The 24,352-nt window shown below is 69.6% G+C and carries 23 protein-coding genes and 1 pseudogene; 12 read left to right on the plus strand and 12 right to left on the minus strand.

Features of this window, described 5'->3' with window-relative positions:
* Positions 1-145: 145 nt before the first annotated feature.
* The 10 genes and pseudogenes from BAY60_RS36050 to BAY60_RS36095 all read left to right on the plus strand — a co-directional run bounded on the left by BAY60_RS36050 (position 146) and on the right by BAY60_RS36095 (position 11,410).
* Positions 146-1,198: a tyrosine-type recombinase/integrase gene (locus tag BAY60_RS36050; protein ID WP_112285741.1), complete on the plus strand. Its 1,053-nt coding sequence runs from the start codon at positions 146-148 to the stop codon at positions 1,196-1,198.
* A 5-nt stretch (positions 1,199-1,203) separates the two neighbouring features.
* Positions 1,204-1,521, plus strand: coding sequence for a helix-turn-helix domain-containing protein (locus BAY60_RS36055; RefSeq protein ID WP_112285747.1), 318 nt, complete (start codon positions 1,204-1,206; stop codon positions 1,519-1,521).
* Positions 1,522-1,990: 469 nt separating this feature from the next.
* Positions 1,991-3,148, plus strand: a complete 1,158-nt coding sequence (locus BAY60_RS36060; protein WP_211330579.1) for a tyrosine-type recombinase/integrase — start codon at positions 1,991-1,993, stop codon at positions 3,146-3,148.
* Positions 3,149-3,169: 21 nt separating this feature from the next.
* Positions 3,170-4,075, plus strand: a pseudogene (locus BAY60_RS37710) (IS256 family transposase); the annotation flags it as partial.
* Entirely contained in the window at positions 3,994-5,445 is a 1,452-nt protein-coding gene (locus BAY60_RS36070; protein WP_211330584.1) for a tyrosine-type recombinase/integrase, read from the plus strand. The pseudogene BAY60_RS37710 and the gene BAY60_RS36070, both read left to right, overlap by 82 nt.
* Entirely contained in the window at positions 5,442-7,292 is a 1,851-nt protein-coding gene (locus BAY60_RS36075; protein WP_112285750.1) for a hypothetical protein, read from the plus strand. Before BAY60_RS36070 ends, BAY60_RS36075 begins: the two co-directional genes overlap by 4 nt.
* Positions 7,289-9,478, plus strand: a complete 2,190-nt coding sequence (locus tag BAY60_RS36080; protein WP_112285751.1) for a hypothetical protein — start codon at positions 7,289-7,291, stop codon at positions 9,476-9,478. The genes BAY60_RS36075 and BAY60_RS36080 overlap by 4 nt, the downstream gene beginning before the upstream one ends.
* The gene (locus BAY60_RS36085; protein WP_112285752.1) at positions 9,475-9,903 is read left to right on the plus strand and encodes a hypothetical protein; all 429 of its coding nucleotides are present in this window, start codon (positions 9,475-9,477) and stop codon (positions 9,901-9,903) included. Before BAY60_RS36080 ends, BAY60_RS36085 begins: the two co-directional genes overlap by 4 nt.
* Before the next feature lie 324 nt (positions 9,904-10,227).
* The gene (locus tag BAY60_RS36090) at positions 10,228-10,953 is read left to right on the plus strand and encodes a sigma 54 modulation/S30EA ribosomal C-terminal domain-containing protein (RefSeq protein WP_245992977.1); all 726 of its coding nucleotides are present in this window, start codon (positions 10,228-10,230) and stop codon (positions 10,951-10,953) included.
* Entirely contained in the window at positions 10,946-11,410 is a 465-nt protein-coding gene (locus tag BAY60_RS36095) for a pyridoxamine 5'-phosphate oxidase family protein (protein ID WP_112285753.1), read from the plus strand. The genes BAY60_RS36090 and BAY60_RS36095 overlap by 8 nt, the downstream gene beginning before the upstream one ends.
* On the opposite strand, the gene BAY60_RS36100 is transcribed toward BAY60_RS36095, so the two are convergent.
* From BAY60_RS36100 to BAY60_RS36155, 12 genes are all read right to left on the minus strand, one after another.
* The gene (locus tag BAY60_RS36100) at positions 11,370-11,555 is read right to left on the minus strand and encodes a hypothetical protein (RefSeq protein WP_112285754.1); all 186 of its coding nucleotides are present in this window, start codon (positions 11,553-11,555) and stop codon (positions 11,370-11,372) included. The two genes, BAY60_RS36095 and BAY60_RS36100, sit on opposite strands and share 41 nt — an antisense overlap.
* Positions 11,556-11,659: 104 nt before the next feature.
* Positions 11,660-13,474 (minus strand): phosphoenolpyruvate carboxykinase (GTP), encoded by a 1,815-nt coding sequence (locus BAY60_RS36105; protein WP_112285755.1) that lies wholly within the window; start codon positions 13,472-13,474, stop codon positions 11,660-11,662.
* 39 nt (positions 13,475-13,513) lie between these two features.
* Positions 13,514-14,314 (minus strand): hypothetical protein, encoded by an 801-nt coding sequence (locus BAY60_RS36110; protein WP_112285756.1) that lies wholly within the window; start codon positions 14,312-14,314, stop codon positions 13,514-13,516.
* Between the two features lie 23 nt (positions 14,315-14,337).
* A complete protein-coding gene (locus BAY60_RS36115) occupies positions 14,338-14,673 on the minus strand; it encodes an ArsR/SmtB family transcription factor (protein WP_112285757.1) in 336 nt (111 codons plus the stop codon).
* Between the two features lie 2 nt (positions 14,674-14,675).
* Positions 14,676-14,882 carry a hypothetical protein gene (locus BAY60_RS36120; RefSeq protein ID WP_112285758.1) on the minus strand — a complete coding sequence of 69 codons (207 nt, stop codon included), beginning with the start codon at positions 14,880-14,882 and terminating at the stop codon, positions 14,676-14,678.
* A 129-nt stretch (positions 14,883-15,011) separates the two neighbouring features.
* Positions 15,012-16,553, minus strand: a complete 1,542-nt coding sequence (locus BAY60_RS36125) for a hydrogenase large subunit (protein ID WP_112285759.1) — start codon at positions 16,551-16,553, stop codon at positions 15,012-15,014.
* Entirely contained in the window at positions 16,550-18,040 is a 1,491-nt protein-coding gene (locus BAY60_RS36130; RefSeq protein ID WP_112285760.1) for a proton-conducting transporter transmembrane domain-containing protein, read from the minus strand. Before BAY60_RS36130 ends, BAY60_RS36125 begins: the two co-directional genes overlap by 4 nt.
* Positions 18,040-18,714 (minus strand): hypothetical protein, encoded by a 675-nt coding sequence (locus BAY60_RS36135; RefSeq protein ID WP_112285761.1) that lies wholly within the window; start codon positions 18,712-18,714, stop codon positions 18,040-18,042. The genes BAY60_RS36130 and BAY60_RS36135 overlap by 1 nt, the downstream gene beginning before the upstream one ends.
* 13 nt (positions 18,715-18,727) lie before the next feature.
* Positions 18,728-19,675: a respiratory chain complex I subunit 1 family protein gene (locus BAY60_RS36140; protein WP_112285762.1), complete on the minus strand. Its 948-nt coding sequence runs from the start codon at positions 19,673-19,675 to the stop codon at positions 18,728-18,730.
* On the minus strand, positions 19,672-21,705 hold the full coding sequence (locus BAY60_RS36145) for a proton-conducting transporter transmembrane domain-containing protein (RefSeq protein ID WP_112285763.1): 2,034 nt from the start codon (positions 21,703-21,705) through the stop codon (positions 19,672-19,674). Before BAY60_RS36145 ends, BAY60_RS36140 begins: the two co-directional genes overlap by 4 nt.
* Positions 21,702-22,187 carry an NADH-quinone oxidoreductase subunit B family protein gene (locus BAY60_RS36150; RefSeq protein WP_211330586.1) on the minus strand — a complete coding sequence of 162 codons (486 nt, stop codon included), beginning with the start codon at positions 22,185-22,187 and terminating at the stop codon, positions 21,702-21,704. The genes BAY60_RS36145 and BAY60_RS36150 overlap by 4 nt, the downstream gene beginning before the upstream one ends.
* 91 nt (positions 22,188-22,278) lie before the next feature.
* The gene (locus tag BAY60_RS36155) at positions 22,279-22,662 is read right to left on the minus strand and encodes an ArsR/SmtB family transcription factor (protein ID WP_112285786.1); all 384 of its coding nucleotides are present in this window, start codon (positions 22,660-22,662) and stop codon (positions 22,279-22,281) included.
* Positions 22,663-22,870: 208 nt separating this feature from the next.
* Here BAY60_RS36155 and BAY60_RS36160 point away from each other — a divergent pair, with 208 nt between their 5' ends.
* On the plus strand, positions 22,871-23,536 hold the full coding sequence (locus BAY60_RS36160) for a CBS domain-containing protein (RefSeq protein WP_112285764.1): 666 nt from the start codon (positions 22,871-22,873) through the stop codon (positions 23,534-23,536).
* A gap of 306 nt (positions 23,537-23,842) precedes the next feature.
* Positions 23,843-24,313 (plus strand): hypothetical protein, encoded by a 471-nt coding sequence (locus BAY60_RS36165; RefSeq protein ID WP_146771143.1) that lies wholly within the window; start codon positions 23,843-23,845, stop codon positions 24,311-24,313.
* Positions 24,314-24,352: the final 39 nt, after the last annotated feature.

Consider the following 24,352-nt stretch of genomic DNA (forward strand, 5'->3'; position numbering starts at 1 on the left):
TTTTGGGACGGGCACATGTTCGTTCGAGCGGAAATGTGCTGCTGCCTGAGGTTTTCCCGTCTGGGTGATCTTCCTTGACTCTCGCGCCGCAGGGCTGATTTGTTAGGCCCCACCTTGATCATTCAGGCGTGAGGAAGGTGTGCGGGTGAGCGCTGGTCGGTTGCAGGTCATCCAGGGTCAGGCCGCGCCGACGGTGCGAACGCTCGATCCGGCCCGGTTCCAGGCCGAGTGCGTGGAGGAGTTCGTCGCGTCGTGGATGGCTCGCGGTTTCTCGGATGTGACCATCACCAAGGACGTCGGCGTGCTGGAGCGGATGCTCGCGGCGCTGGGCCGCCCGGCCTGGGAGGTCACCGCCGAGGACGTTGATCGGGTGGTCGGGTCGCTGGCCTCGCAGGGGCGGGCGTGCTCGACCCGGCGGCACTATGTGCAGGCGTTCAAGGGGTTCCATCGGTTCCTCGAGGTCCGCAAGGCCACCGAGATCGAGGCCGCCTTCGGGATCCGGTTGCGGTGCCCGGTCGATGAGTTCAACGCCGCCCGACATGTCGGCGAGGACAGCACCGCCGAGCTCGCGCCACCGACCCCGGAGCGGGTGACCGGCTTCTTCGACTTCCTCAAGCAGCGCATCGCCACCGCCCGCAAGTACGGCCCGGCCGCGCGGGACTACGCGCTGTTCCGCACCCTGTATCACGCCGGGGTGCGGTCGGAGGAGACGGTGATGCTGGACCGGCCGGACACCCACTTCCACCGCGGACCGTTCGGCAAGCTGCACATCCGTTTCGGCAAGGGCGCCCGGACCTCCGGGCCGCGGCCGAGGTGGGTGCCGATGCTGGACGGGCTGGACCTAGTGCTGCGCTGGTTCCTGACCGACGTGCGCGGCCGGTTCCCCGACTCACCGGTGCTGTTCTGCGACGAGTCCGGCGGCCGGATGGCCGCCGGCACGATCCGCAACCGGCTGCGCCACCTCATGCAGCTGGAAGGACGCCCGGAGGCGGAGTGGTTCAGCCCGCACGGACTACGGCGGGCGTGCGCGACCCACTTGTATGAGCGCGGCGTGGACCTGGTGGCCATCCAGCAGCTACTTGGGCACTGGACGGTGAGTTCAACTCTCCGGTACGTCCGTCCCTCCGAAACGTTCATCGAGGACGCCTACCAGCGCGCGATCTCGGCGACGCTGACCGAGCTGACCGAAGGGGACTGATGCGCATGCGGATCCGATGGAAGCTGCGGATGGCGGCCGCGCAGCGGGAGGTCTGGACCGGAGCCCAGCTCAAACGGCTGCTGGCCGAGAAGGCCGGGCTGGAGATGTCCTCGGCGTCGGTGTCGGCGCTGTTCACCAAGCAGCCGTCGCAGATCAAACTCTCCACGTTGATCGCGTTGTGCACCGCACTGGACTGCACCCCGAACGACCTGTTCGAGGTCGACACCACCCCGATCGAACAACCCACCACCACCGCACCCGAGGCCAAGGCCGTCGGCGACAACCCGAACGCGGGACGCGGCCGGTCGATGCCACCGCTGTGACAGCGGCACAGCCGTGACGGTGCGGGTCAGCGACTGTGTCAAGTGCGGGCGCGGTGTCGCCCGCGCTGATCGAGACCTGTGCGCGCGGTGTCACTGGGCCGCCCGCAATGCGCCGGCGAAACACCCCTGTGGCCGCTGCGGCCGGCAGCGGGTCCTCCGGCCGGAGACCGGCCGCTGTGTGCGGTGCTCGCGCAGCTGCCGCCGCTGCGACGCCCCGGTGCTGTTCAAGGGCCGTGACCTCTGCTCGCGATGTCGCCGCCGCGAGCTACGCGAGCAGGCCAAGTCCGACTGTCCGCGGTGCGGCAAACGCGGAGTTCTGCGGGATGCGACCGGCTGGTGCGGGCCCTGTTCGCGGCCCGGTCGTCCACCCAACCCGGAGGCGGCCTGCCACGACTGCGGCACGGTCACCCGGCTGACCGGCGCCGGTCGATGCCACCGCTGCTGGAGCCGCTCGCCGCACCGCGTGCAGGTGCGGGCGGCGAACCTGGCCGACACCCTCGACGACGCGCCACTCTGGCTGGACGGCTTCGCGAACTACCTCACGCCCCGCCTACACCCGCAGCGCGCCTGCGCCATGCTCACCCGGCTCGGCCGACAACTGACCGCCACGGGCGGGGTGCATCCGCAGGCGCTGCTGGACCGCGCAGCCGACACCGATGCGGCGCTGGCCGGCTGGCTGGAAGACTTCTTCACCCGCAACCGCCTGGCACTGCCGCTGGACTGGGAGGAACGCCGCGCCGCCGGACGGCGTCGCCGCCGCATCGCAGCGATCCCCGAACCGGTGCGTCCGGCCGCCGAGGCCTTCGCCGAACACCTCCTCGCCAAGCGGGAACGAGCCCGCCGGGCCGCCACCCATCCACGCAAGCACGCCACCATCGACGCCCGGCTCAACGCCGTCCGCGACTTCGCGATCTTCCTGCACACCGAGCGCGGCAAGACCGACTGGGCCACCGTCGACGTCACCGACATCGAGGCCTTCCTGCCCGACCGGCCCAGCCGACGCGCCTCGCACCTCGGCGGCCTGCGGCAGTTCTTCGGCTTCGCCGCCCGCACCCGACGGATCCTCGTCGACCCCACCCGTACCCTGACCGCGCCACAGCCCTGGGGATTCCGCGGCCCCACCCTCACCCGGGAACGCGAGCGCTCCCTGTTCCGCCGGTGGAGCACCGACCCAGCGGTGCATCCGCACGAGGCGCTCGTCGGGCTGCTCGCGCTGCTGCACGGCGCCACCACCAGCGAGATCTGCGACCTCACCGACGAAGCGATCGACCACCACGGCCGGACCGTGCGGATCGGCCGCCGCCCCCGGCCGACCCCGCTAGACCCGTGGACCTGGGCCGCGCTGCAGCGTTGCCTCGACCACCGCCAGGACCTGGGCAGCGGCAACCCCCACCTGCTGGTCACCACGCGGACCAAGGCCACCCGAGCGGCGCCATCGGACGGCTACGTCAAACACACCCTCGACCCGGTCGGGATCCAGCCCCGCATCCTGCGCTCCACCCGCCTGGCCGACCTGGTCACCACCGTCGACGCCAAACTCGTCGCCACCGCTTACGGCATGACCAGCGACGGCGTCATCGCCTACCTCGCCGACCACGTCGACACCGCCAGGCTCCCGAACCCATGACACTTCAGCCGCCACCTCGCACACGTTCGCGCGAACATGTGCGCTTCGGCGAAGTTCTGGATGTCGGTGCTCGCGGAGTTGCGTAACCGCGGGGTGCGGGACGTGTGCATCCTGTGCTGCGACGGGCTATCCGGGCTGCCGGAAGCGGCGACCACCGTGTGGCCCCAGGTGACCGTGCAGTTGTGCGTGGTGCACCTGATCCGCGCCTCGCTGCGCTACGCGTCTCGCAAGTACTGGCCGGCGTTGGCCAAGGACCTCAAGGCGATCTACACCGCCAGCGACGAGGCCGCGGCCGCCGCCGCGCTGGAGGCCTTCGCCGAGCAGTGGGAGACCCGCTACCCGGCGATCGTGCGGCTCTGGCGAACCCACTGGCAGGAGTTCACGCCATTCCTGGCGTTCCCGCCCGAGGTCAGGCGGGCGATCTATACGACGAATCTGATCGAGTCGCTCAATGCCCGACTGCGGAAGGTCACCCGCAACCGTGGCCAGTTCCCGTCCGAGCAGGCCGCGCTGAAGGTGCTCTACCTCGCCGTCCGCAACCTCGAGGACTACCGCACGCCGAACATCGGCATCCGAACATCGGGCTGGAAACAAGTACTGCAAGCGTTCACCATCTATTCGAAGGGCGGATCCCCGCCCCATGACCGCCACGATCACTTACACAGGCGGCCGGACGCTCCCGCCGCGCTGCCAACCGAAGCGGCGCAGCACATCATCGACGAGTACGTCTGTCTGGCTTATGTAGGGCCGAACACTGTTCAGAGTAGGGTGGGTCGATGCCGATCTTGGGCTGGAGAGTGCACTTCACGCGTCGGAACTTGCCCGTGCCGCAGGAGCCGCGGGAGGTGCTTCGGGGGTTGCCGCCGGTGGAGGTGCTGGACCGGTGGCTGGATGATGAGGACATTCCGGACCGGGTGCCGTGCCTGATCGCGCCGGACGGTCGCTACGACCTCGCGTTGAACCGGTACTTCCTGCAGGCGGATATGGTGGACGCCTCGGAGCACACCTTGGCGGCGATCGCCTACGACCTGGCGGATTTTCTGACTTTCCTGTGGTGCCACCGGAAACCTGTCGGCAGTCGGACGTGGACGGATGCCACGCCGGAGGATCGGGCGGCGTACAAGCGGTGGCGCCGGACCGATCCGAACGGGCCACGAGTGGCGGGGTCGACGTGGGGGCGGTGCGTGGCCACGGTGAACCAGTTCTACAAGTGGGCGGTGCGCCGGGGGCTGGTCGAGCAGAACCCCGTCGTGCAGCGTCCGGCGCGGTCGCGGCCGGGCCGAGCACGGTCTGGGCAGGAGACGCCAGCGGAGGCACCGCGCGATGGCCGCAAGGCGGAGGCGGGCTGGTTGCCGCCAGCGTCGTATCGACGCTGGCGGGATGTGGGGGTGCGCGGCTATCTGCCGACAGGAGTGCGGGACGGGTCGTTCAAGGGTCGGCTTGCCTCCCGTAATGCGACGTTCTGCGACCTGATGGTGCGCACCGGGCTGCGGTTGTCGGAACAGTCGAGCCTGTCGCTGTTCGAGGTGCCGGAGGTGGATCTGGGGCGGGCGTACGTGCCGACCCGGTTGCCGGTGGCGATCGCCAAGGGCGGGTCGGGCCGCCGGATCTACATCGCGGCTTCGGTGCTGCGGGATGTGTGGGACTACATTCGGTTCGACCGGGCTGAGGTGGTGGAGCGGGCGCGGGAACGCGGGATCTACGACCGGGTGGCCGATCCGCTGGTCGTCGAGGACCCGCAGCGGGCGTCGCTGCCGCCGCGCCGGTCCGGTGGCCGCCGGGTCGCGGTGGAGTCGCTGGGACACCGCGAGCGGCGCCGGTTGTTCATCCGAGGTGAGGACGGGCTGCTGGAACCGGCGGCGTTGTGGCTGACCGAGGACGGCCTGCCGGTCATGCCGGGCACGTGGAAGTCGATGTTCCAGGACGCCAACGACCGGTGCGTGCGGCACGGGGTGGCACTGCGGTGTCATCCGCACCTGCTGCGGCATTCGTTCGCGGTGGTCACGCTGGAGCAGTTGCAGCGAGAGCACATCCGTGAGTTGGCCAGGATGAGTCCCGCCCAGCGAACGTCCTACGAGCAGGTCTTCGGTGACCCGCAGGACTGGGTACGACGCCGGCTCGGGCACCGGTCGTTGGAGTCCACCTTCACCTACCTGCACACGTTGCAGGAGTTGGAGATGGAGACACGGCTGGCGCTGGTGCCCGACGAGTGGGAGCCGGCCGGACTGGATTCCGGCGAACTGGAACGTGAGGCCGCTGACGAGGCATACGCCCAGGCCGGGCTGGTGGTCCGGTGAGCACGAGCCGCCGGCGACCGACCACGGGCCGGAGCCGGTTTGCCGCGCGTCCGGAAGGCGCCTACGAGCCGGAGCCGTTGGTGCGCAGCGCACCCGGCTCGGGGCTGGAGGTGCTGTTCGAGGGCGAGGACGGCCGCAACGACGTGTTCCGGTTCGCCGACTGGCCAATGCCACACCTGCATCCGCCGCTGGCGGAGGCGTTCGCCGTGGTCTGTGGCCCGCAGGGAAGCTGTCGCACGCGGTCCACCGCGGAGGGAGCGTGGAGCGCGCTCAAGCAGTTTCTGCGGTCGCTGAAGCGCATGGCCCAGCCGCCCGCGGCCCTGGCCGAGCTGACCGCGCGGCACCTGGACCGCTACCGGATGGACCGGCTCGGTTCGGTCAACGAGCGGACGCTGACCTTGGAGATCTGGCAGATCCGCAAGGTGCTGCGCGAGGTGCGCCCGCCAGAGCTGATCAGCGAGGAGGTCCACGCCTGGTTGAACCGGCGTCGGCCCTTGACGACCCCGAAACCGCCACCGCCCAGCGGGTATTCCGACCGCGAGTTCGACCTGATCATGGCAACGGCCCGGTCGGACGTCGCGGCCATCCGCGAGCGCCTGGCCACCGGTCGGCGGCTGCTCACCGACTACGAGCACGATCCGGACTCGCTGGACGTCGAGCAACAGAAGCTGGCCGCCACCCTGGCGCAGATCAGGGTTACGGGCGAGGTGCCGATCATCCGGATGCCGCACCCGAATTCCGGGTTGCGGGACCGTGCGGCGATGCTGGAGCTGGCCGGGTACCTGTTCCTGCTCGACCGCGACATCCCGCCGTTGCTGACGCTGGCGGTCGGGTTGTCGGGTCGCAACGCCGAGACCATCAAGGACCTGTCGGCCGACCACGAGGTCCTGGAGGGCAAGGCGGTGCGGGTCGGGCTGGTCAAGCGGCGCCGCGGGCCCAGCCGCATGTTCGACACCGGGCACTGGGAGATCGGCAAGCCCAGCGCGCGGTTGCAGACCTCCGGCGGGCTCTATCTGTTGATCGAGGAGATGACCCGGCTGGGCCGGTCGTTTTCCGGCACCGACTCGTTGTGGTCGATCTGGGTGTGGCGCAACGGCCACATCGGCGCGTACGACCGGCGGCTGCACCGCGGCAACTCGTTCAAGAAATGGCAGGCCCGGCACCAGCACAACCTCATCGACGACAACGGCGACCGCTTGCGGATCAACCTGCCGCTGCTGAAGAAGACGGTGGACGTGCGCAACACCCGCGCCGCCGGCGGCCACCTGCCCTCCTCGACACGCAGCAACACCTTCCCGGTGCTGTTCTCCAACTACCTGCGGGGTGACGCCTCGGTGCGGGAGTGGGCCGGCGAGGTGGTCACCGCGGCGCTGGCCGACGCCGAGCGGGACGCCAGGGCCGCGCACGCCCGTGTGCTGGCCACCGCGCAGGGCCAGTTGCCCGAACCGGCCGAGGCCGCCCACCGATTGGGGGTCTCGCAGGAGACCGCCGAACACCTGCTGGCGGGGCGGCTGGACACCGTGGTCGCGGCCTGCGCGGACATCGAGCACGGCCCGTTCGACGGCGGCAAGCGGTGCTCGGTGTCGTTTCTGACCTGCCTGGCCTGTGAGAACGCGCTGGTCACTCACGCGCACATCCCCCGGCTGAAGGCACTGCTGGACTGGCTGCTGACGCGGCGCGAGGCGATGGAGTTGGCGACCTGGTGGCAGCGGCACGGCCTGACCTGGCTGGCCATCACCCAGCACATCCGCCCCAAGTTCAGCCCCGCCGAATGGGACCAGGCCCCACCCACCGTGGGCCTGGCCGCCCTGCTGGACGTCATCGACGGACCGAAGGAGAACACGTGACCAGCGCCGCAGCCGCGCCCCGTCGCGGCGGGCCGGTGCCCCCGGACGCCCCGGTCCTGGCCACCCGCCCCCTGCGCCCCGGCACCGACCTGGATGGCACGTCCCGGTTCGCCGACGACGTGTGGGACCTCGACGCGGCCAACCATCAGGTCCACACCCGACGGTGGATCCTGAACTTCCCCACTCTGCCGGCGGCGTTCCGCCCGGTCGCCAAGGAACTATTCTACGCCCTGCTGGCCGGCGAACCCCCACCGGGGGAGACCCGCAGCTCGCTGGGCTCGATCCGCGGACGGTTCACCCAGGTGAAGAAGTTCCTCTGGTGGGCCGACCGGCGCGGCATTCGGGCCTTAGCCGACGTCACGGCCGACGACCTGCTCGCCTTCCACCACTGGCTCCAGTCTCAAGACCTCGGTCCCAGCCAGCGCGGCGCGCACCGAGGCGCGGTGCGGGCGTTCTGGCTCTACCGTCATGTCCTGCACAGTGACGCTCTGCCGCTGGATCCATCGCGGATCGAGGAGTGGACCAGCGACAACTCCAAACCGGCCCGTCGCAGCGAGAACCGCACCGACCGTATCCCCGAACAGGTGATCAGCCCGCTGCTGGTGTGGGCGCTGCGGTGGGTCAGCGACTTCGCCCCGGACGTGGTGGCCGCCCGTGCCGAATGGTGGCCGCTGTACATTGAGGGGCGGCGGCGCAGCGCACTGGGACGCCGCGGACAGCCACCGATCATCGACCGGGCCAAGCGGGCCGAGACTCGGGAACGGCTGCGCACGCTGCTGGCCAACTACCGCGCCGCCGGTCGGCCGTTGCCCGGTAACGCCGACGGGCAGGTCAACGAGCACCACCTGGCCCGCCAGATCGGCCGGTACCGGTCCGCGTTTCGCTATCCCACCACCAGCGCGATGATCAGCGAGGCAGTGGCCGAACTCGGGATCGCCGACGACACCTACCTCATCACCCCGGTCCGCGCCCAGGTGCACGGTCGGCCGTGGCTGGCCCGTATCCGGTTCGCCGACGTCCCGACGCTGACCCGGATGCTGGCCGCCGCCTGCTACGTGGTGATCGCCTACCTGTCCGGGATGCGGGACAGCGAGGTCAAGCACATGCGCCGCGGCTGCCTGACCCGCAAACGCGACCGCGACGGCGCTGTCGTGCGCCGCGTGGTCACCAGCCAGGCGTTCAAGGGCGAGGGCACGCCGACCGGGGTCCGGGCGACCTGGGTGGTCTCCGAGACGGTCGAGCACGCTGTCGCCGTGCTCGAACAGCTCCAGCCACCCGAGGTGGACTTTCTGTTCGCGCCGCTGCCCGGCTCCGCCGGGTACCGCTACGGCGACGCCGGCGATCCGCAGACCACGACCGCGACCAACCGGGTGCTCAACGCGTTCGTCGACTGGATCAACACCTACTGCGGCGCCCACGACCTGCCCGACATTATCCCGTTGGTGCGCAAGCAACGGTGGATGCTGTCCACCAGCCAGTTCCGCCGCACCCTGGCGTGGTTCATCGCCCGCCGTCCCGGTGGGTCCATCGCCGGGGCGATCCAGTACCGACACCACAGCATCCAGATGTTCGAGGGCTACGCCGGAACCTCCGACTCCGGGTTCCGCGCCGAGGTCGAGGCCGAGCAGACCCTCGAACGCGGCGAGCGCCTGCTGGCCATGATCGACGGCCACGAACACCACGACCTGCGCGGCCCCGCCGCCGGAGAAGCGCAGGCCCGGCTGGCCGAGTTCGGCCGCAAGGTCGCCTACGCCGGCTCCGTGGTCACCGACCCGAAACGCCTCGCCAAGATCATGAAACGGGACGACCCGAAGATCTATTTCGGAGAGTTCGTCACGTGCGTGCACAACCCCGCCAAGGCGCTGTGCCGACGCAAGCTCGCCCTGGACGGAAGAACCGCGCTGCCGGACCTCGGTGATTGTCAGCCGTTGCGGTGCCGCAACGTCGCGTTGACGCCAGACAACCTGGCCGCCCTCGCCACCCAGTTGTCCACTCTGGACACCATCCTGGAGTCATCTGAGGTTCTGGCGCCCTACGTCGCGCACCGGCTCGAACAGCAGCGTTGCGACCTGGCCGCGCTGCTGGCCGCCGCCGGCCACGATCCCCAGCAGCACCCCGATCAGCGGTGCATTCCGGGGCAGCACAAGGCTGTCGACGCCGTCAGCGGCTCCGAGGAGGTTCGGTGAGCACCAGGTCACTGCCCAGCGAAGACCAGGTCCGCGCAGCGGCCGAGGAACTGCTCGCCGCCCAGCGCGAGGGCGGGGCCTACCCGACGGTCACCGCCCTGGCCAAACGGTTCGACCTCAACCGCACCACCTTCTACCGGCACTTCGCCGCAGCCGCGGAAGCCATGCTGGACGCCGCCCAGCAACAGCACACCGACGAGCGGAAACGACACCGGCCGGTCCGATCCGACGACGACCGAGACCGTGCACTGCGGCGCCTGCGGAACGAGAACGACAACCTGCGCAAGCACGTGGAAATCTACGAAGAGCACCTGCGGATGCTCACCACCGAGAACGCCCGCCTGCGGGACCAACTCCAGCGCCAAGCCGGGGTGACCGACCTCGCTGGCCGACGGCCGCCAACTACCAGAGGTGGAAACACCTAGCGCGGCCGTTGTCTGTTCATGACCGTGCAAATATGCACGGATGCCGACGCCCTGCGCAGAGCAGGATCGTTGCGACCGGCTCCAGCTACATCGAGCGGCGGCTCGGACGTGGGCATCGTCAGAGTCCGACGGGCTGCTGGCCTGATCACAAGGGACTTTGTGCCCTAGCCGATCGGAGCAGCACAGCCGAAAATTGTCGCGATTGCAGAATTTCGCAACTAGCAAGGCATGCAAGTGATGGGCCGCTTGTGGCGTGGCTGTCAGGACAGCGGGAGGTCTGGGTTGGGCCAGGGGATAGCGCGCGATGCCATCGTGGTGCAGACCGTGGGTGAGGTGCTGGATGGTGCGCGTGAGTACGCGCGCAGGCAGATCGCGGCCTTTGCCCGGCGCCTGCGAGAGCCGTTGACGTCCGCCAGGCTCAAGCTCACGGTGTTGACCCGTCCGAGCGTGCCGTGGCCGGCGCTCGTGCAGGCCAACCTGGTGCTGGATGGGCAACCAATCCGGGCCCAGGTGGCGGCAAGGTTTGTCCAGGAAGCGAGCCGGTATGTGCGGGCGCGGTTGGGTGCGCAGGTGGCACGGTTGGCCAGCCCAAATGTGCCGAGGGCGTGGCCTGCGGAGGGCGGGTCGCGCATCGTCCCGGTGCCGCGCCCGGTCGGGCAGCGCGAGATCGCGCGGTGCAAGTGTCATCCGCTGGAGGAGTGCACGCCGGATCGTGCGGCACTGGTGATGGACGTGATGGACTACGACTTCCACCTGTTCGTCGATGCCGAGACCGGGCAGGACAGCGTGATCTACCGGGTCGGCCCGACCGGCTACCGGCTTGCTCGCGTGTCGAGGGTGGCGCCGCCGTCGGCGCCGACGTCGGTGCCGCTGACGATCAATGTGCATCCGGTGCCGGAGTTGACGCCGGAACAGGCGGTGCAGCGACTGGATGCCACGGAGTTGCCATTCCGGTTCTTCCGTGACACCGCCACCGGCCGGGGCGCTGTGCTGTATCGGCGTTACGACGGCCACTACGGCTTGATCGCCCCGGAGCGGGACGGTGGGTAATGAGCCGCGTCAGCTGAAGGAGCTGACGAAGGAGGAGTCGCTTCGGCTGCTGGGCAGCGTGTCCTTCGGCAGGGTGGTGTTCTCACAGAACGCGCTGCCGGCCGCGAGGCCGGTGAACCATCTCGTCGACAACGGCGCGGTCATCATCCGGACGCACCTGGGCGCGGCGGTGCTGTCGGTGGTCGGGCAGGTTGTGGCCTACCAGGCCGACGCGATCGACGAGCGGGAGCATCTGGGGTGGAGCGTGATCGTGACCGGCTACGCCCGACTCATCAGGGACGCGGGCGACGTGGCGCGCTACGAGCGGCTGCTGCGTCCGTGGGTGAGCGGCGAGATGGACCAGGTCATCCGCATCCACCCCGAGCTGGTAACCGGGTACGAGCTGGTGGACGGCGCGGCGGAGTCGCCGAGCCGGGTCAGCGGAGCTGGTGGCGCTCGCAGGTCTCGCACCAGGTGAGCCGGTGCATGGCGCTGGGCGGGGAGTCGGCTTCCTCGACCACGTAGGTGACGATGGCTGCGCAGGCCGCGTCGCAAACCTCACACCAGACGTCGGCCTCGGTATGCAGGACCACGATCCGCAGGCAGATCACCGGAAGCGTCATGTGCCTCACCTCCGCCGCCCGTGCCGATCCCGACGTGCTGACTCCCATGGTGCTCGCGTTGCCGGTGGTGGGGCCTATGTCGCGGCCTGCCACCGGCGTGCGGTTCAGGCGAGACGGTGTTTGAGCGCTTCGAGTTCGTCATGCAGCGAACTGGGCAGCTTGTCACCGATCGTGGCGAACCACTGTTCGATCAGCGGGATCTCGGCCTGCCACTCGTCGTGGTCGACCTTGAGGGCGGCCTGGATGTCCTCGATCGGCGTGTCCAGTCCGTCCAGATCAAGGGCGCTCGCTCCAGGCACGTACCCGATCGCGGTGTGGAACGCGGTGCCGTGGCCTTCGATGCGTTCGATGGCCCACTTGAGCACGCGGGCGTTCTCGCTGAACCCCGGCCAAAGGAAGCGGCCGTCCTCGCCGCGGCGGAACCAGTTGACGTAGAAGATCTTCGGCAGCTTCGCGGTGTCGGCGTGTTTGCCGGTGTCGATCCAGTGCTGGAAGTAATCCCCGGCGTGGTAGCCGATGAACGGCAGCATCGCCATTGGATCCCGCCGTACGACACCGACCTGACCGGTCGCCGCGGCCGTGGTCTCCGACGAGAGGGTGGCGCCCAGGAACACGCCGTGTTGCCAGTCTCGGGACTCGACCACGAGCGGGATAGTGGTGGCCCGCCGGCCGCCGAAGAAGATCGCGGAGATCGGTACACCGTTCGGGTCGTCCCATTCGGGCGCCGTGATGGGGCATTGCGCGATCGGGGTGCAGTAGCGGGAGTTGGGGTGGGAGGTGAACTCGTCGCTGGCCAGCGTCCAGTGTTCACGTTTCCACGTGGTGAGGTGGTCGGGCGGTGCCTCGGAGTAGCCCTCCCACCAGACGTCGCCGTCGTCGGTGAGCGCCACATTGGTGAAGATCGAGTTGCCTTGGTACAGGGTGCGCATCGCGTTGGGGTTGGTCTTCCACCCGGTGCCGGGAGCGACACCGAAGAACCCGTTCTCTGGGTTGACCGCGTAGAGCCGTCCGTCCTCGCCGAAGCGCATCCAGGCGATGTCGTCGCCCAGGGTCTCGACCTTCCAGCCGGGGATGCTGGGCTCCAGCATGGCCAGGTTGGTCTTGCCGCACGAACTGGGGAACGCGGCGGCGATGTAGTGCACCCTCTGCTCGGGCGAGGTGAGTTTGAGGATCAGCATGTGCTCGGCCAGCCAGCCTTCCTGGCGGGCGATGACCGAAGCGATGCGCAGTGAGTAGCACTTCTTGCCGAGCAGGGCGTTGCCGCCGTAGCCGGAGCCGTAGCTCCAGATCATCCGTTCCTCGGGGAACTGGGTGATGTACTTCGTCGTGTCGCACGGCCACGGCACGTCTTTCTGGCCCGGCTTGAGCGGGGCGCCGACCGAGTGCAGGCAGCGCACGAACTCCGCGTCCTCACCGAACAGCGCCAGGGCCTTGGTGCCCATGCGGGTCATGATGTGCATGGACACCACGACGTACTCGGAGTCGGTGATCTCCACCCCGAGCATGGGTTTCTCGGCGGTGAGTGGTCCCATGCAGAACGGGATCACGTACATGGTGCGGCCGGCCATGCTGCCCCTGTAGTGCTCGGTCATGACGACCTTCATGTCGACCGGGTCCATCCAGTTGTTGGTCGGCCCCGCGTCGGCCTCATCGCGCGAGCATATGAACGTGCGCTCCTCGACGCGGGCGACGTCGTTGGGGTCCGAAGCGCACCAGAACGAGTTGAACTTCTTCTCCAGCCGCACGAAGGTCCCGGCATCGACCAGCTTGTCGGTCAACGTCCGCCACTCCTCGGCCGAGCCGTCACACCACACCACCTTCTCCGGGGTAGTCAGCTCGGCGACCTGGCGGACCCAGGTCAGCAGGCGCTGGTGGGTGGTGGGTGCCTGGTCCAAGCCGGGAATGGTGGCTGCGGTCATGGTCGTCTCCCTGCGGATGCTCCGGCGCTGGTGGGCCGGTCAGCCGAAACTGGTGTCGAAAGGGCGGTGAGTGGGCTGGCGGAGTGCCCGAGTCGCGGCGTCGGCGACTTGGTCGGCGAGAGCCGGGTCCGGTCCAGCCGGTAAGCGCTCGTCGGGTGGGGTGGCCATCACCAGCGCGAGCGCACAGGCGTGGTGGACCTCGACGTCCAGGCGCGCGCCAGGGATGTGGGTGAGTGCGCGGAGCAAGCCAGGCAGCGCGAGGAGCGGATCGCGTCCGCTCTCCGGTGCGAGCACCGTCGGTGTGGCATGCGCGGCGAGCGACTCCAGGTCGGCCGTACCGTCGAGGAGGTCGACGACGACATGCGCTCCCGCGGCGACGCGCCGCAACGGGAAGGCGAGCGCGTCGGCAGGGTTCCAGGTGGTGATGTCGCCGACCCCGCAGACCATCAACAGCGGGCCCAGGATCGGCAGGGTGTCCGCACCGGCGATCACGACCTTGCTGGCCCGGGGCACGCGGCTGGCGCGGCTCAGAGTGGTCAGCAGCGCCGCCGTGAGGGCGATCGCGGTGGTGTCCTGATCGGTCAGGACGGGCCGCCCACCCGTCAGCGCCCGCACCTGACACGCGAACTCGGGCCGCGCGTGCGGCAGGAAGATCGCACCGACGTCGGGCGGAAGGTCACGCAGTTCGGCCTCGACGTGCTGCGCGCCACCGGCATCCGGGCTCAGCACGCGGACCGGCAATCCGGCGAGGTGGTCGATCAGCGTCGCGTACCGGCGCACGATCGACTGCGCCGCGGCGCCGTCGGCAACGGCGCCGCCATCGCTCACCACCGCCACCATGCGATCCGATCGTGCGTGAGCGGTCACGAGGCATGCTCCAGGCGCAGTTCCGCCAGCAGCCGACCCTGCCCGAGCGTCCGATGGGCCAAGACCTGCCGTGCTGTCCGCAACAGATCGGTCACCTCGGCGGTACTCAGCGAGTACGCCACGGTGTTGCCGTCGCGTTGCGCGACGACCAGTCCGGTGCGGCGCAGGATCGCCAACTGCTGGGACAGCCGGGATGCCTCGATCGCGATCACATCCAGCAACTGCCGCACCGTCTTGGGGCCGTCGTCGAGCAGTTCGAGCACCCGGATGCGCACCGGGTGCCCCAGCGCGCGAAACAGTTCGGACTTCGCCTGCTCCAGCGGCACGCCCATAGTCAGTCCCCGAGGGTCGCGGATTCCAGCACGGCCGGATCCACCCACTCGCCGGTGTCGATGCCGTGCCGGGCGGCCATGTCGAGCAGGTCCCGGATCCGCGCACCGTGCAGATGGACCTCGTAGTCGTGGCCGGCTCGCCGAGCCTGGTCCAGCGTCTTCAGACCGTCCGCGACCTGGCCGCGCAGCACCGCTTCGAACTCGCTCATCGTCCTCACGTTCCTCGGGCGCGACACGGCACCACTCCAACTCGATGACGAATACATCATCTGCACACTTAAAGAACTTCGCAACTGCTGGATCGTGCGAGAAGGGCCACATGTGGCGGCCGTGTGTCGCTACATGTCGTTGCCGGCGTAGGAGAGGTTGAAGCTCTTGTTGGTCAGCGGGAAGTCCGGGACGATCGTGTCGGCCAGCGCGACCGGGAGCGCGGGCCAGTTGAAGAAGCTCGGGTCGACGATCTTCACGCGGGTCAGCGTGCCGTCGGGGGCGAGTTCGACGCGATGCACGATGGTGCCGCGCCAGCCCTCGACGATGCCCACCCCGGACGACTGGCCGGGACGGGGTTCGGTCGGCGTCGTCGCCGCGGTTGTCAGTTGTCCACTCACGGTCTGGACGAGGCTGGTGATCAGTCCGAGCGAGTAGGTGATCTCCTCGGCGCGGACCAGGAACCGGGCCAGCACGTCGCCGTCGGTGCGGGTGTGCTCGGTGCGGCGGAAGTCCTCGGCCAGGAACGGGTGGTCGTGGCGGGCATCAGTGGTCAGGCCGCTGGCACGGGCGACGTACCCGAGCGTGCCCAGGTCCGCGGCCTGGGTCGGGGTGAGCACCGCGGTACCGGTGAACCGGTCGGCGACCACGGTGTTGCCCAGCGCGAGGGCGACGATCTCGGCGATGTCCGCGCCGATCGCGGTCAGACGGCCCAGGTCCGGCAGGGCGGCGATGGTCACGCCGCCGGGGTGAATGGCGCCGCGCATCAGCCGGTGCCCGGTGACCTCGTCGTTGATGCGCAGCAGTTGTTCTTTGACGCGCTGGGCGTGTGCGTTGAGGATGCCGTAGCCGACGTCGTTGCACAGTGCGCCGATGTCGGTGATGTGGTTGTAGAGCCGTTCCAGCTCCAGCAGAATCGTGCGGATCCGTTGGGTGTGCCCGGACACCGGGTGCCGGCAGGCGTCCTCGATCGCCAGACACAACGCGAGCGTGTGCCCGACGGTGGTGTCGCCGCTGACGCGCTCGGCCAACTCAACCGCATCGGCAGGACGGCGGCCCTGAAACAGCTTCTCGATTCCTCTGTGGACGAACCACAGCCGGACCTTGAGGTTGAGGATGGTCTCGCCGACCACGGAGAACCGGAAATGACCGGGTCCGATCATGCCGGCATGGACCGGGCCGACCGGGATCTCATACACTCCAGGACCTTCCACTGTCCTAAAGGGATACGGACCGTCGACGTCGCCGAACTCCGGCGGATCACCCGCGTCGGCCAGCATCGGGTACCAGCCCTGGGGCCAGTGGAAGTGGCGGACCAGTCGCCTCGGCAGCGGGTGATCGACCGGCACGATGCCGAACAGGTCGCGCATCTCCCGCTCGAACCGGCCGGCGGGGAAGGACAGGGCGGCCAGGCTCGGCAGCCGCGGCGCCGCCTTGTCCAGCGGGACATGGAGTTCGACACGTCGATCCGGGTCGGCAGCGGTGAACAGGTACACCGCACGCAACCGGTCACCGTCGTCGTGGCCGGCGACCAGCGCAACCCGGTAGCCCTGATCCAGCAGGGAACGAGCGTGCTCCACCAGATCGCCGGAAGCGACGGTCAGCGCGGTGCGGTGCTCGCCGACCGGATCGCCGAGCGCGGGTGTGTGCGGCGTGGTCGGTGGTGTTGTCATCGTGCCCCCACCAAGGTGTCGGCGGCCAGGTGCAGCAGGGAAGACAACGGCCCGGCGGTGACGCCCAGCGTGGCGCACGCCAGCAGCCCGCCCACCAACGCGATTGCGGTGGGCCACGGCAGGTGCCGCGTCGTGGTGGCCGCGCCGGGGCCATCGGGTGGAGTGCCGAGCAGCATGCGGCTGGTGTGACCGACCAGCACAGCGGCGATCACCAGCACCAGGATCAGTGCGGCGGCGGTCACCCAGCCCATTCCGGCGGCGAACCCGGCGCGGGCGATGCCCAGCTCGCTGGCGAACAGGCTGAACGGGGGCAGTCCGATCAGCGCCAGCACGCCCACCCCGACACAGCCCGCCAGGACCGGGTGCCGCGCCGCCAAGCCGCGGACGCCGCCTTGGTCATCTCCGATGCGGCTGGTGCCGGTGACCTGCAGGATCCGCCCGGCACCGAGGAACAGCACCCCCTTGGCCAGGCCGTGCCCGAGGATGTGCAGCAACACCGCCGCGAGCGCGAGCGGGCCGCCGATCGCGGCACCGAGGGCGACCAGGCCGAGATGTTCGATGCTGGAATACGCCAGCATCCGCTTGTAGTCCCGCTGCGCCAGCAGCAGCGACGCGGCCACCAGCAGGGAGGCGATCGCCATCACGGCCAGGGCGGTGCGGGCGAACCCGGTCCCGAGCGCGCCGTCGGCAATCACCTTGACCCGCAGGATCGCGTAGAACGCGACCGACAGCAGCACCCCGGACATCAGCGCGGACACCGGCGCCGGGGCCTGCGAGTGAGCGTCCGGCAGCCACGCGTGCAGCGGCGCAAGCCCCGCCTTGGTGCCGAACCCCAGGATCAACAGCACGACCGCGATCCGGGTGACGCCAGAGTCCAACATGGAGGCGTTCGCGGCGAGCGCCGCGAGGTCCAGGCCGACTGCGCCGCCGGGGGCGCGGGAGGCGGCGTAGTTGAGCACGATGGTGCCCAACAAGGCCAGGGCGATCCCGGCCGAGCAGATCACCACGTATTTCCAGGCCGCCTCGACCGCGGCGCGAGTGCGGCGCTGTCCGACCAGGAAGGCGGTCACGATGGTGGTGGCCTCGATCGCCACCCACACCACGCCGAGGTTCGCGGCCAGCACGGCCAGGGCCATCGCGGCCAGGAAGAGTTGGACGAGCACGCTGTGCCGGGTGGCGGTCCGTGCGGTGGCCCGCCCGGCTGTGATCTCGGCCCGCAGGAACGCCGGGGTCGCGATCGTGGCCAGGAGGGCGACCGCCCCGATCACGATGAGCATGAACGCCGACAACGCGTCCACCCGCAGCAACCCCGCGATCGCGGTGCGCGGGCCGGACCGGGCGACATCGAGGGCGGTAGCGATCGCGGTGGCCAGCACGAGGACGGCGCTGCCGGCGCTGACCCAGGCCGTCGACCGCCGCCAGCCGGCCACGACGTAGCCGAGCGCGCCGAGGACCGGCACGATGATGGGAGCCAGCAAGGTGATCATCAGTCGCGCAACTCCCGGAGCTCATCCAGGTCGGTATCGCCGAACGTCTCCCGCATCCGGGCGGTGAGGATCTGCAGCACCAGCACCGCCAGCAGCACGTCCAGCGAGACGCCGAGCTCGACGATCAGCCCGACCCCGGAGGTGGTGAGGAACCCGACCGCGGTGATGCCGTTGTCCATCAACAGGAAACCCACCAGCTGGGACAGCGCACGGCGTCGGGTGACCAGCACGAAGAACCCGATGAGCACCACGGTCAGCCCGATCGGGATCGCTTGCGTGGCCGGTGACATCAGCCCGGATGGCGCCAGTTCCACCAGCGGCCGGGATACCGCGTAGGCCAGCAGCGTCAGCACTGCGGCCGTCAGCAACGAGGCGGCGACGTTGACCAACGGCCGGGTCTCCCGCCGTGCTTCGCCCGCACTCGCCAGAGCCCGCCGCAGCAGATACGGCAGCACACCCGCGCGCAGCACGAGCACGCCGGCCGCGACCGCGCCCAGTTCGATCGAGTCCTCGTGCACGGCCAGCACCCCGACGAGCGCGGCGAGCGCGGCGCCTTGCACCGCGAACACGTGAATGATCACCACGAGTTCCCGGCGCCAGAGCACGAGCACCGCGGTCAGCAGCAGGCCGCCGCAGGCCAGGTCGAGCAGCTGCACGAAGAGGGTCTCGTTCACCACACTTTCCCTTTCAGGCCAGGAAGAACGAGGCCGCGACGGCGAGCAGGGACAGCAGGAACGACCCGGCCAGCAGTTCGGGAACCCGGAACAGGCGCAGCTTGGCCAGGAACACCTCACCCGCCGCCAACAGCACACCCAGCAGGCCAACCTTGATGATCAACGCCAGCACGCCGACCAGTAGGGCAATGGGGGTGGCGGTGCTGGCGATGCCCCAGGGCAGGAACAGGTTGGCCAGCAGTCCGAGGAACACCGACATCCGCATCGCAGAGGCCAGCTCGACCAGCGCGAGGTCCGGGCCGGCGTACTCCAGCACCATCGCCTCGTGCACCATGGTCAGCTCCAGGTGCGTCGACGGGTTGTCCACCGGCAGCCTGCCGGTCTCGGCGACGATCACGATGATGAGCGCGACCGCGGCCAGCAGGCTGACTGGGGAGATCACCCGCACCGGGTCGTGCAGGGTCGCGGACACGATCGCGCCGAGGTTGGTCGACCCGACCCGCACCGACAACGCGAAGATCGACACCAGCAGCGTCGGCTCCACCAGCGCGAGGATGGTCATCTCCCGGCTGGAGCCCATGCCCCCGAACGCGGTCCCGGTGTCCAGCCCGGCCAGCGCGAGCGTGACCGCACCTAACGCCAGCAGCGCCACCACCGCGAACAGGTCCGCGACCGGATCGACCGCCGAATCGGTGGTCACGAACGGCGTCACTACCGCGACCACCAGGGTGGTGGCGACCAACACCAGCGGCGCGACTCGGAACACCTCGCTGGTGCCCCGCGGGCTGATGCGTTCCTTGCCGAACAACTTGCGCAGGTCTCGCCACGGCTGCCCGACGCCCGGCCCGGCGCGCCCTTCCAGCCTCGCGCGGACCTGCCGCATCACCCCCACCAGCAACGGTGACCCGGCCACGATCAGCACCGGCTGCACCACGCCGCCCACGATCCCGAGCGCGCTCACCGGGTCACCGCCACCAGGATCAACACCGCGCACAGGGTGTAAAAGCCGTAACCGAGGTAGCGGTGCACGCTCCCGGTGGCCAGCCGCCGCCCAGCCCGGCCCCACGCCGCCACAGCCGCCAGGACCGGCTCGTAGAGTCGGCGTTCGACCCGATCGGGCACCTTCCGCCGGTACTCCACGGCCTGCACCAGGTAGCGCGACTCCTCGTGGTGGGTTACGTCCACGTCCTGCTCCGGTCGCACGACATCGTCGAACACCCGCTGCAGCGGCTCGGCGAACGAGGTCGCGGTGTACTCCATCCGCGCGGACATCGGACCACCACCGCAATCCCACAACCGCGCTGCGCGCCGCGCCCGCCGCGCGGCCACGACCCGCACCGCACCCACGACCAGGACGACCGCAGCCAGCAACGCGAGAGTGAGCATCAGCGGCGACAACGCCCCAGCGACCCCGGCCAGCCGCACGGTCACCGCCCCGGACACCGCCGGATCCCCAACTCCCAACGCGACGCCGGAGACGGTCCCCACGGCCGGCAGGACCAGAGTCGGCAGCAACGCCAGCACCACGCAGGCCACGCCCGCCAGGCCCATGCCGACGAGCATGGCCGGCGGACTCTCATGGGCGTTCCCGGCGGCGGCGCTGCGAGGTTTGGCCAGGAACCCGACCCCGAACGCCTTGACGAACGTGGCCACCGCCAACCCAGCGGTCAACGCCACCGCCGCGACGGCCAACGGCATCGCGATCGCCGCGGCTGTCCCGCCCGTGGCTCCGGGAGCGGGCAGGCCATGAATCAACGCCTGCAACAGCAGCCACTCGGACACGAACGCCGTCCCCGGCGGCAACGCCGACGCGGCCAACGCGCCCAGCCCGAACGCTGCGGTGGTCTGCGGCATCCCCGCCCGCAGACCACCGAGCGCGTCCAGGTCCCGTGCACCGGTGCCGTGCAGCACCGACCCGGCCGCCAGGAACAACAACGTCTTGAACGCCGCGTGATTGATCACATGCAGCAGCGCCGCCGCCAGCGCCACACCAGCCAGCACCCGGTTACCGGACGTCGCGAACACCCCGGCCGCGCCGACCCCGACCAGCACCAAACCCATGTTCTCCGTCGTCGACTGGCCCAGCAGCCGCTTGAGGTCGGTGCTCATCGCCGCCTGCAGGATCCCGTACACCGCCGAGACCGCACCCAGCGCGAGAACCAGCAGCCACCACCACAGCGTGCCGCCGCCGAGCAGGTCGAACCCGACCCGCACCAGCCCATACACGCCCGGGTTCACCATGGCCGCCGACATCAACGCCGACACGTGACTCGGCGCCTCCGGATGCGCCCGCGGCAGCCACGCGTGCAGCGGCAGAATCCCCGCCTTCGACGCGAAACCCGCCAACGTCACCACGAACACCAGGCCGGCCGCCCCCGGCGACAGGTGCCGACCGGCCTCCCGCAACGCCGGGAACGAGTCATCGGCCGCGTGCGCCACGAACACCAACAGTCCGATCAGCACAGCCACGAACCCGAGGTGGGTCATCACCGCGTACCAGCGTCCCGCCTGCGCCACCTCGGGGCGGTGCCGGTGCTCGGCCACCACCAGCAGCAGCGAGAACAGGGCCATCAGCTCCCAGCACACCAGGAACGTGCCCACGCTCGCCGCCGCGGGCACCAGCAGCATCGCCACCACGAACAGCGGGAACACCACCTGCACACCGCGAGCGTCCAAGCCGTGCGAGCGGGTGTAGGAGATGCCGTACACGCCGGCCGCCACCGCGACGCCGCCGGTCACCGCGACGAACAACCCGCCCAGCGCGTCCAGCGTGAGCGACACCCCGGACAGCGGCAACAGCCCAGGCAGCGCCACCGACAACGACGAGCCGGTCATCGCCCCGACACCGGCCATCACGCCAGCCCCGCCGGTGACCACGGTGCCCGTGCCCGCCACCGCCGATCGCACCCGGCGCGGCACCACCACGGCCGCCAGGGCGGTCAACACCCCTGCGGCGAGCGCACCGCCGAGGCCCACTGCTACGAGACTCATCGACCGGTCAGCTTCCGCAGCCCCTCGACGATCGCCTCCGGCCGCGGCGGGCACCCGGCGATCTCCACATCCACCGGCACGACGTCCCGCACCGCCCCGGCCACCCCGTACGCCCCGGCGAACACACCGCAGTTCCGCGCACAGTCCCCGACCGCGACCACCAGCTTCGGCCCCGGCACCGCCTCGTAAGTCCGCCGTAACGGCTCGGCCATATTGCGCGTCACCGGCCCGGTCACCACCAGCGCATCCGCGTGCCGAGGCGAGGCCACCAGCCGGGCACCGTACCGCTCGGCGTCGTACACCGGCCCGAACGCCGAGCCGATCTCCACCTCGCAGCCGTTGCACGAGCCCGCGTCCACATGCCGGATCTGCACCGAACCGCCCAACTCGGCCGCGACCGCCGACCGGTCGACGACCGGCGAGGGCGGCGCCGGTTCGGCCACCCGCCCAGTCCTGCGGATCTTGCGCAACAAGCCCAGCACAATCTGCTCCCACGTCGGTTCCGAAAAGAGGACGAGGCGCGCCTCACCCCGCCGGGCAACGAGCCAGGGATCGACGGGGTGAGGCGCTGCTCTAGCCGCTCGGCGACGCGGAACCGGGCGGGCCACCGCCCAGGTTCGCCGCCGAGGAGGCCGGAGTGCGGAGGTCCTCCAGCAGTTCCACCTGCCCGGACAGCACCCCCGTCAAGATCAATCGCGCAACCGCCAGCAACTCGGCCACATGCGGGCTGGTCAGCGAGTAATAAACGTTCGAGCCTTCCTTGCGCGTGGTCACCAGCCCCGCGCGGCGCAGCACCGCCAACTGCTGCGACAGGTTCGCCGGCTCGATCCCGACCTCCGGCAGCATCTCCGCGACCGCGTGCTCCCGCTGACTGAGCAACTCCAGCACCCGGATCCGCGCCGGATGTCCCAACGTCTTGAAGAACTCCGCCTTGAGCTGATACAGGGGCCTGCTCACCAGCACCCCTCCCTACCTGCTCGCGACACGCCACCCGCGCCCTGACCATCGGTCGTCGTCATACCGCCGATCCTTCCTGGTCCGCGCCCCACAGCGAGGACAGGACACCTGGTCGCACGGTTCAACAGTTGCTAACCTTAGCAAGTCCGAAAGGGCGTGCCGCGACGCCTGCGCCACGGCCACCCACGCGCCAGGTGGGAGGCGAAAGATGCGTGAGCTGACCGTCGCCGACGTGATGACCCGGCAGGTCATCACCGCCGTTCCTGACACCACGTTCAGGGAACTCGTCGGCACGATGATCGTGCACGGCCTCGACGCTCTTCCGGTCATCGACCACTCCGGCCGGCCGATCGGCGTCGTCGCCGAAGCCGACACCCTGACCAAACTGGAGTTCCACGGCGGCGCCGACCAGGCACCCCTCTTCGCCGGCACTCGCCGCCGCAACCGGTGGTACAAGGCTCACGGGCTGACCGCCGCCGATCTGATGACCCGGCCCGCTCTCACCGTCATCGACGACAGCACGCTCGATCGGGCCGTGCACGCGATGGCCGACCACGGCGTGCGCCGCCTGTATGTCGTCGAGCACACCGGCCACCTCGTCGGCGTCCTTACCCGCCACGACGCACTGAGACTGTTCCTCCGCAGTGACAGCGCCATCCTGGCTGACATCGAACGTGCGATCCTCGGCAAGGCCACCCGCACACGCCGACTCACCGTGCGCGTCACCGACGGCATCGTGACGCTCGACGGCACGCTCGCCCTCCACAGCGCCGTCGAGCGCGCCAAAATCATCACCAGCCGCGTGCCCGGCGTCATCGCCGTGCACAACAACCTCCGCTACGACCTCGACGACCTCATGATCACCGGGCTGTAGCAGCCTCACTGAGAGGTTGAGAACAGCCCACCCTGCCAATGCCACATAGCGGACGGCAACACCCGCAGGTCCGGCTCGCCCTCGTCGCCAGCCACGTGCGATGCGGTGTTCCAGTCATACAACCTGGGTGAATACGCGGGATCTCGTCGCCAGGGCAGATGACAACTAATCCAAGAGCATTGAAGTAGAGTTCCCTGCGGCGAACGCCGAACACTTCTAAACACGCCACATAATCTGGCGCTCAACCCTCGATCGGGCTTGTTCGGGCCCGGCAAGTCACTGATCACGCGACTTCACCGTGACCAGGTGACCGAGCCCATCATCCTCGCCGTCGCACGTATGAAGACGATGCCGTGGGCGATCTACCGCGTTCGCCGGCTCTACTACGCGCCGGCCAACGCGGCCCGGTCCGTGGACAGCGTCCTGCTCGGTGGACACCGCACCGTCCACACCGCGCTGACCGAAGTCAGCCGGCTCGTCGACATCGCGGTGACGAAGAACGAGGAGATCGCCGGAGCACCGGCCCGCGATGGTGATCGAGATACCCACCGCCGGTTGTGGCTGCGCAGGCGCGGCGACGGGATCTATCCGACCCAGGAGGAGTTCTACACGGTCGCGCCCGCCCAGGCACAGGACAAGGAGCTCGACAGCTTCGCCGACGCCTGGGCCGACCACACCGACGAGGCGCTGCTCCGGCTGGAACGCCGCGTCGACACGGCCATCACCGTCGTGCAGCGAGCCCTCATCGACGGCCGGGGCCGTAGCAACGCGGCCTGAACCACTCATCGAATTTCCGTTTCTTGAAAGGATACCGCC

The sequence above is a fragment of the Prauserella muralis genome (assembly GCF_003202285.1).
GTDB classification, from domain to species: domain Bacteria; phylum Actinomycetota; class Actinomycetes; order Mycobacteriales; family Pseudonocardiaceae; genus Prauserella_B; species Prauserella_B muralis.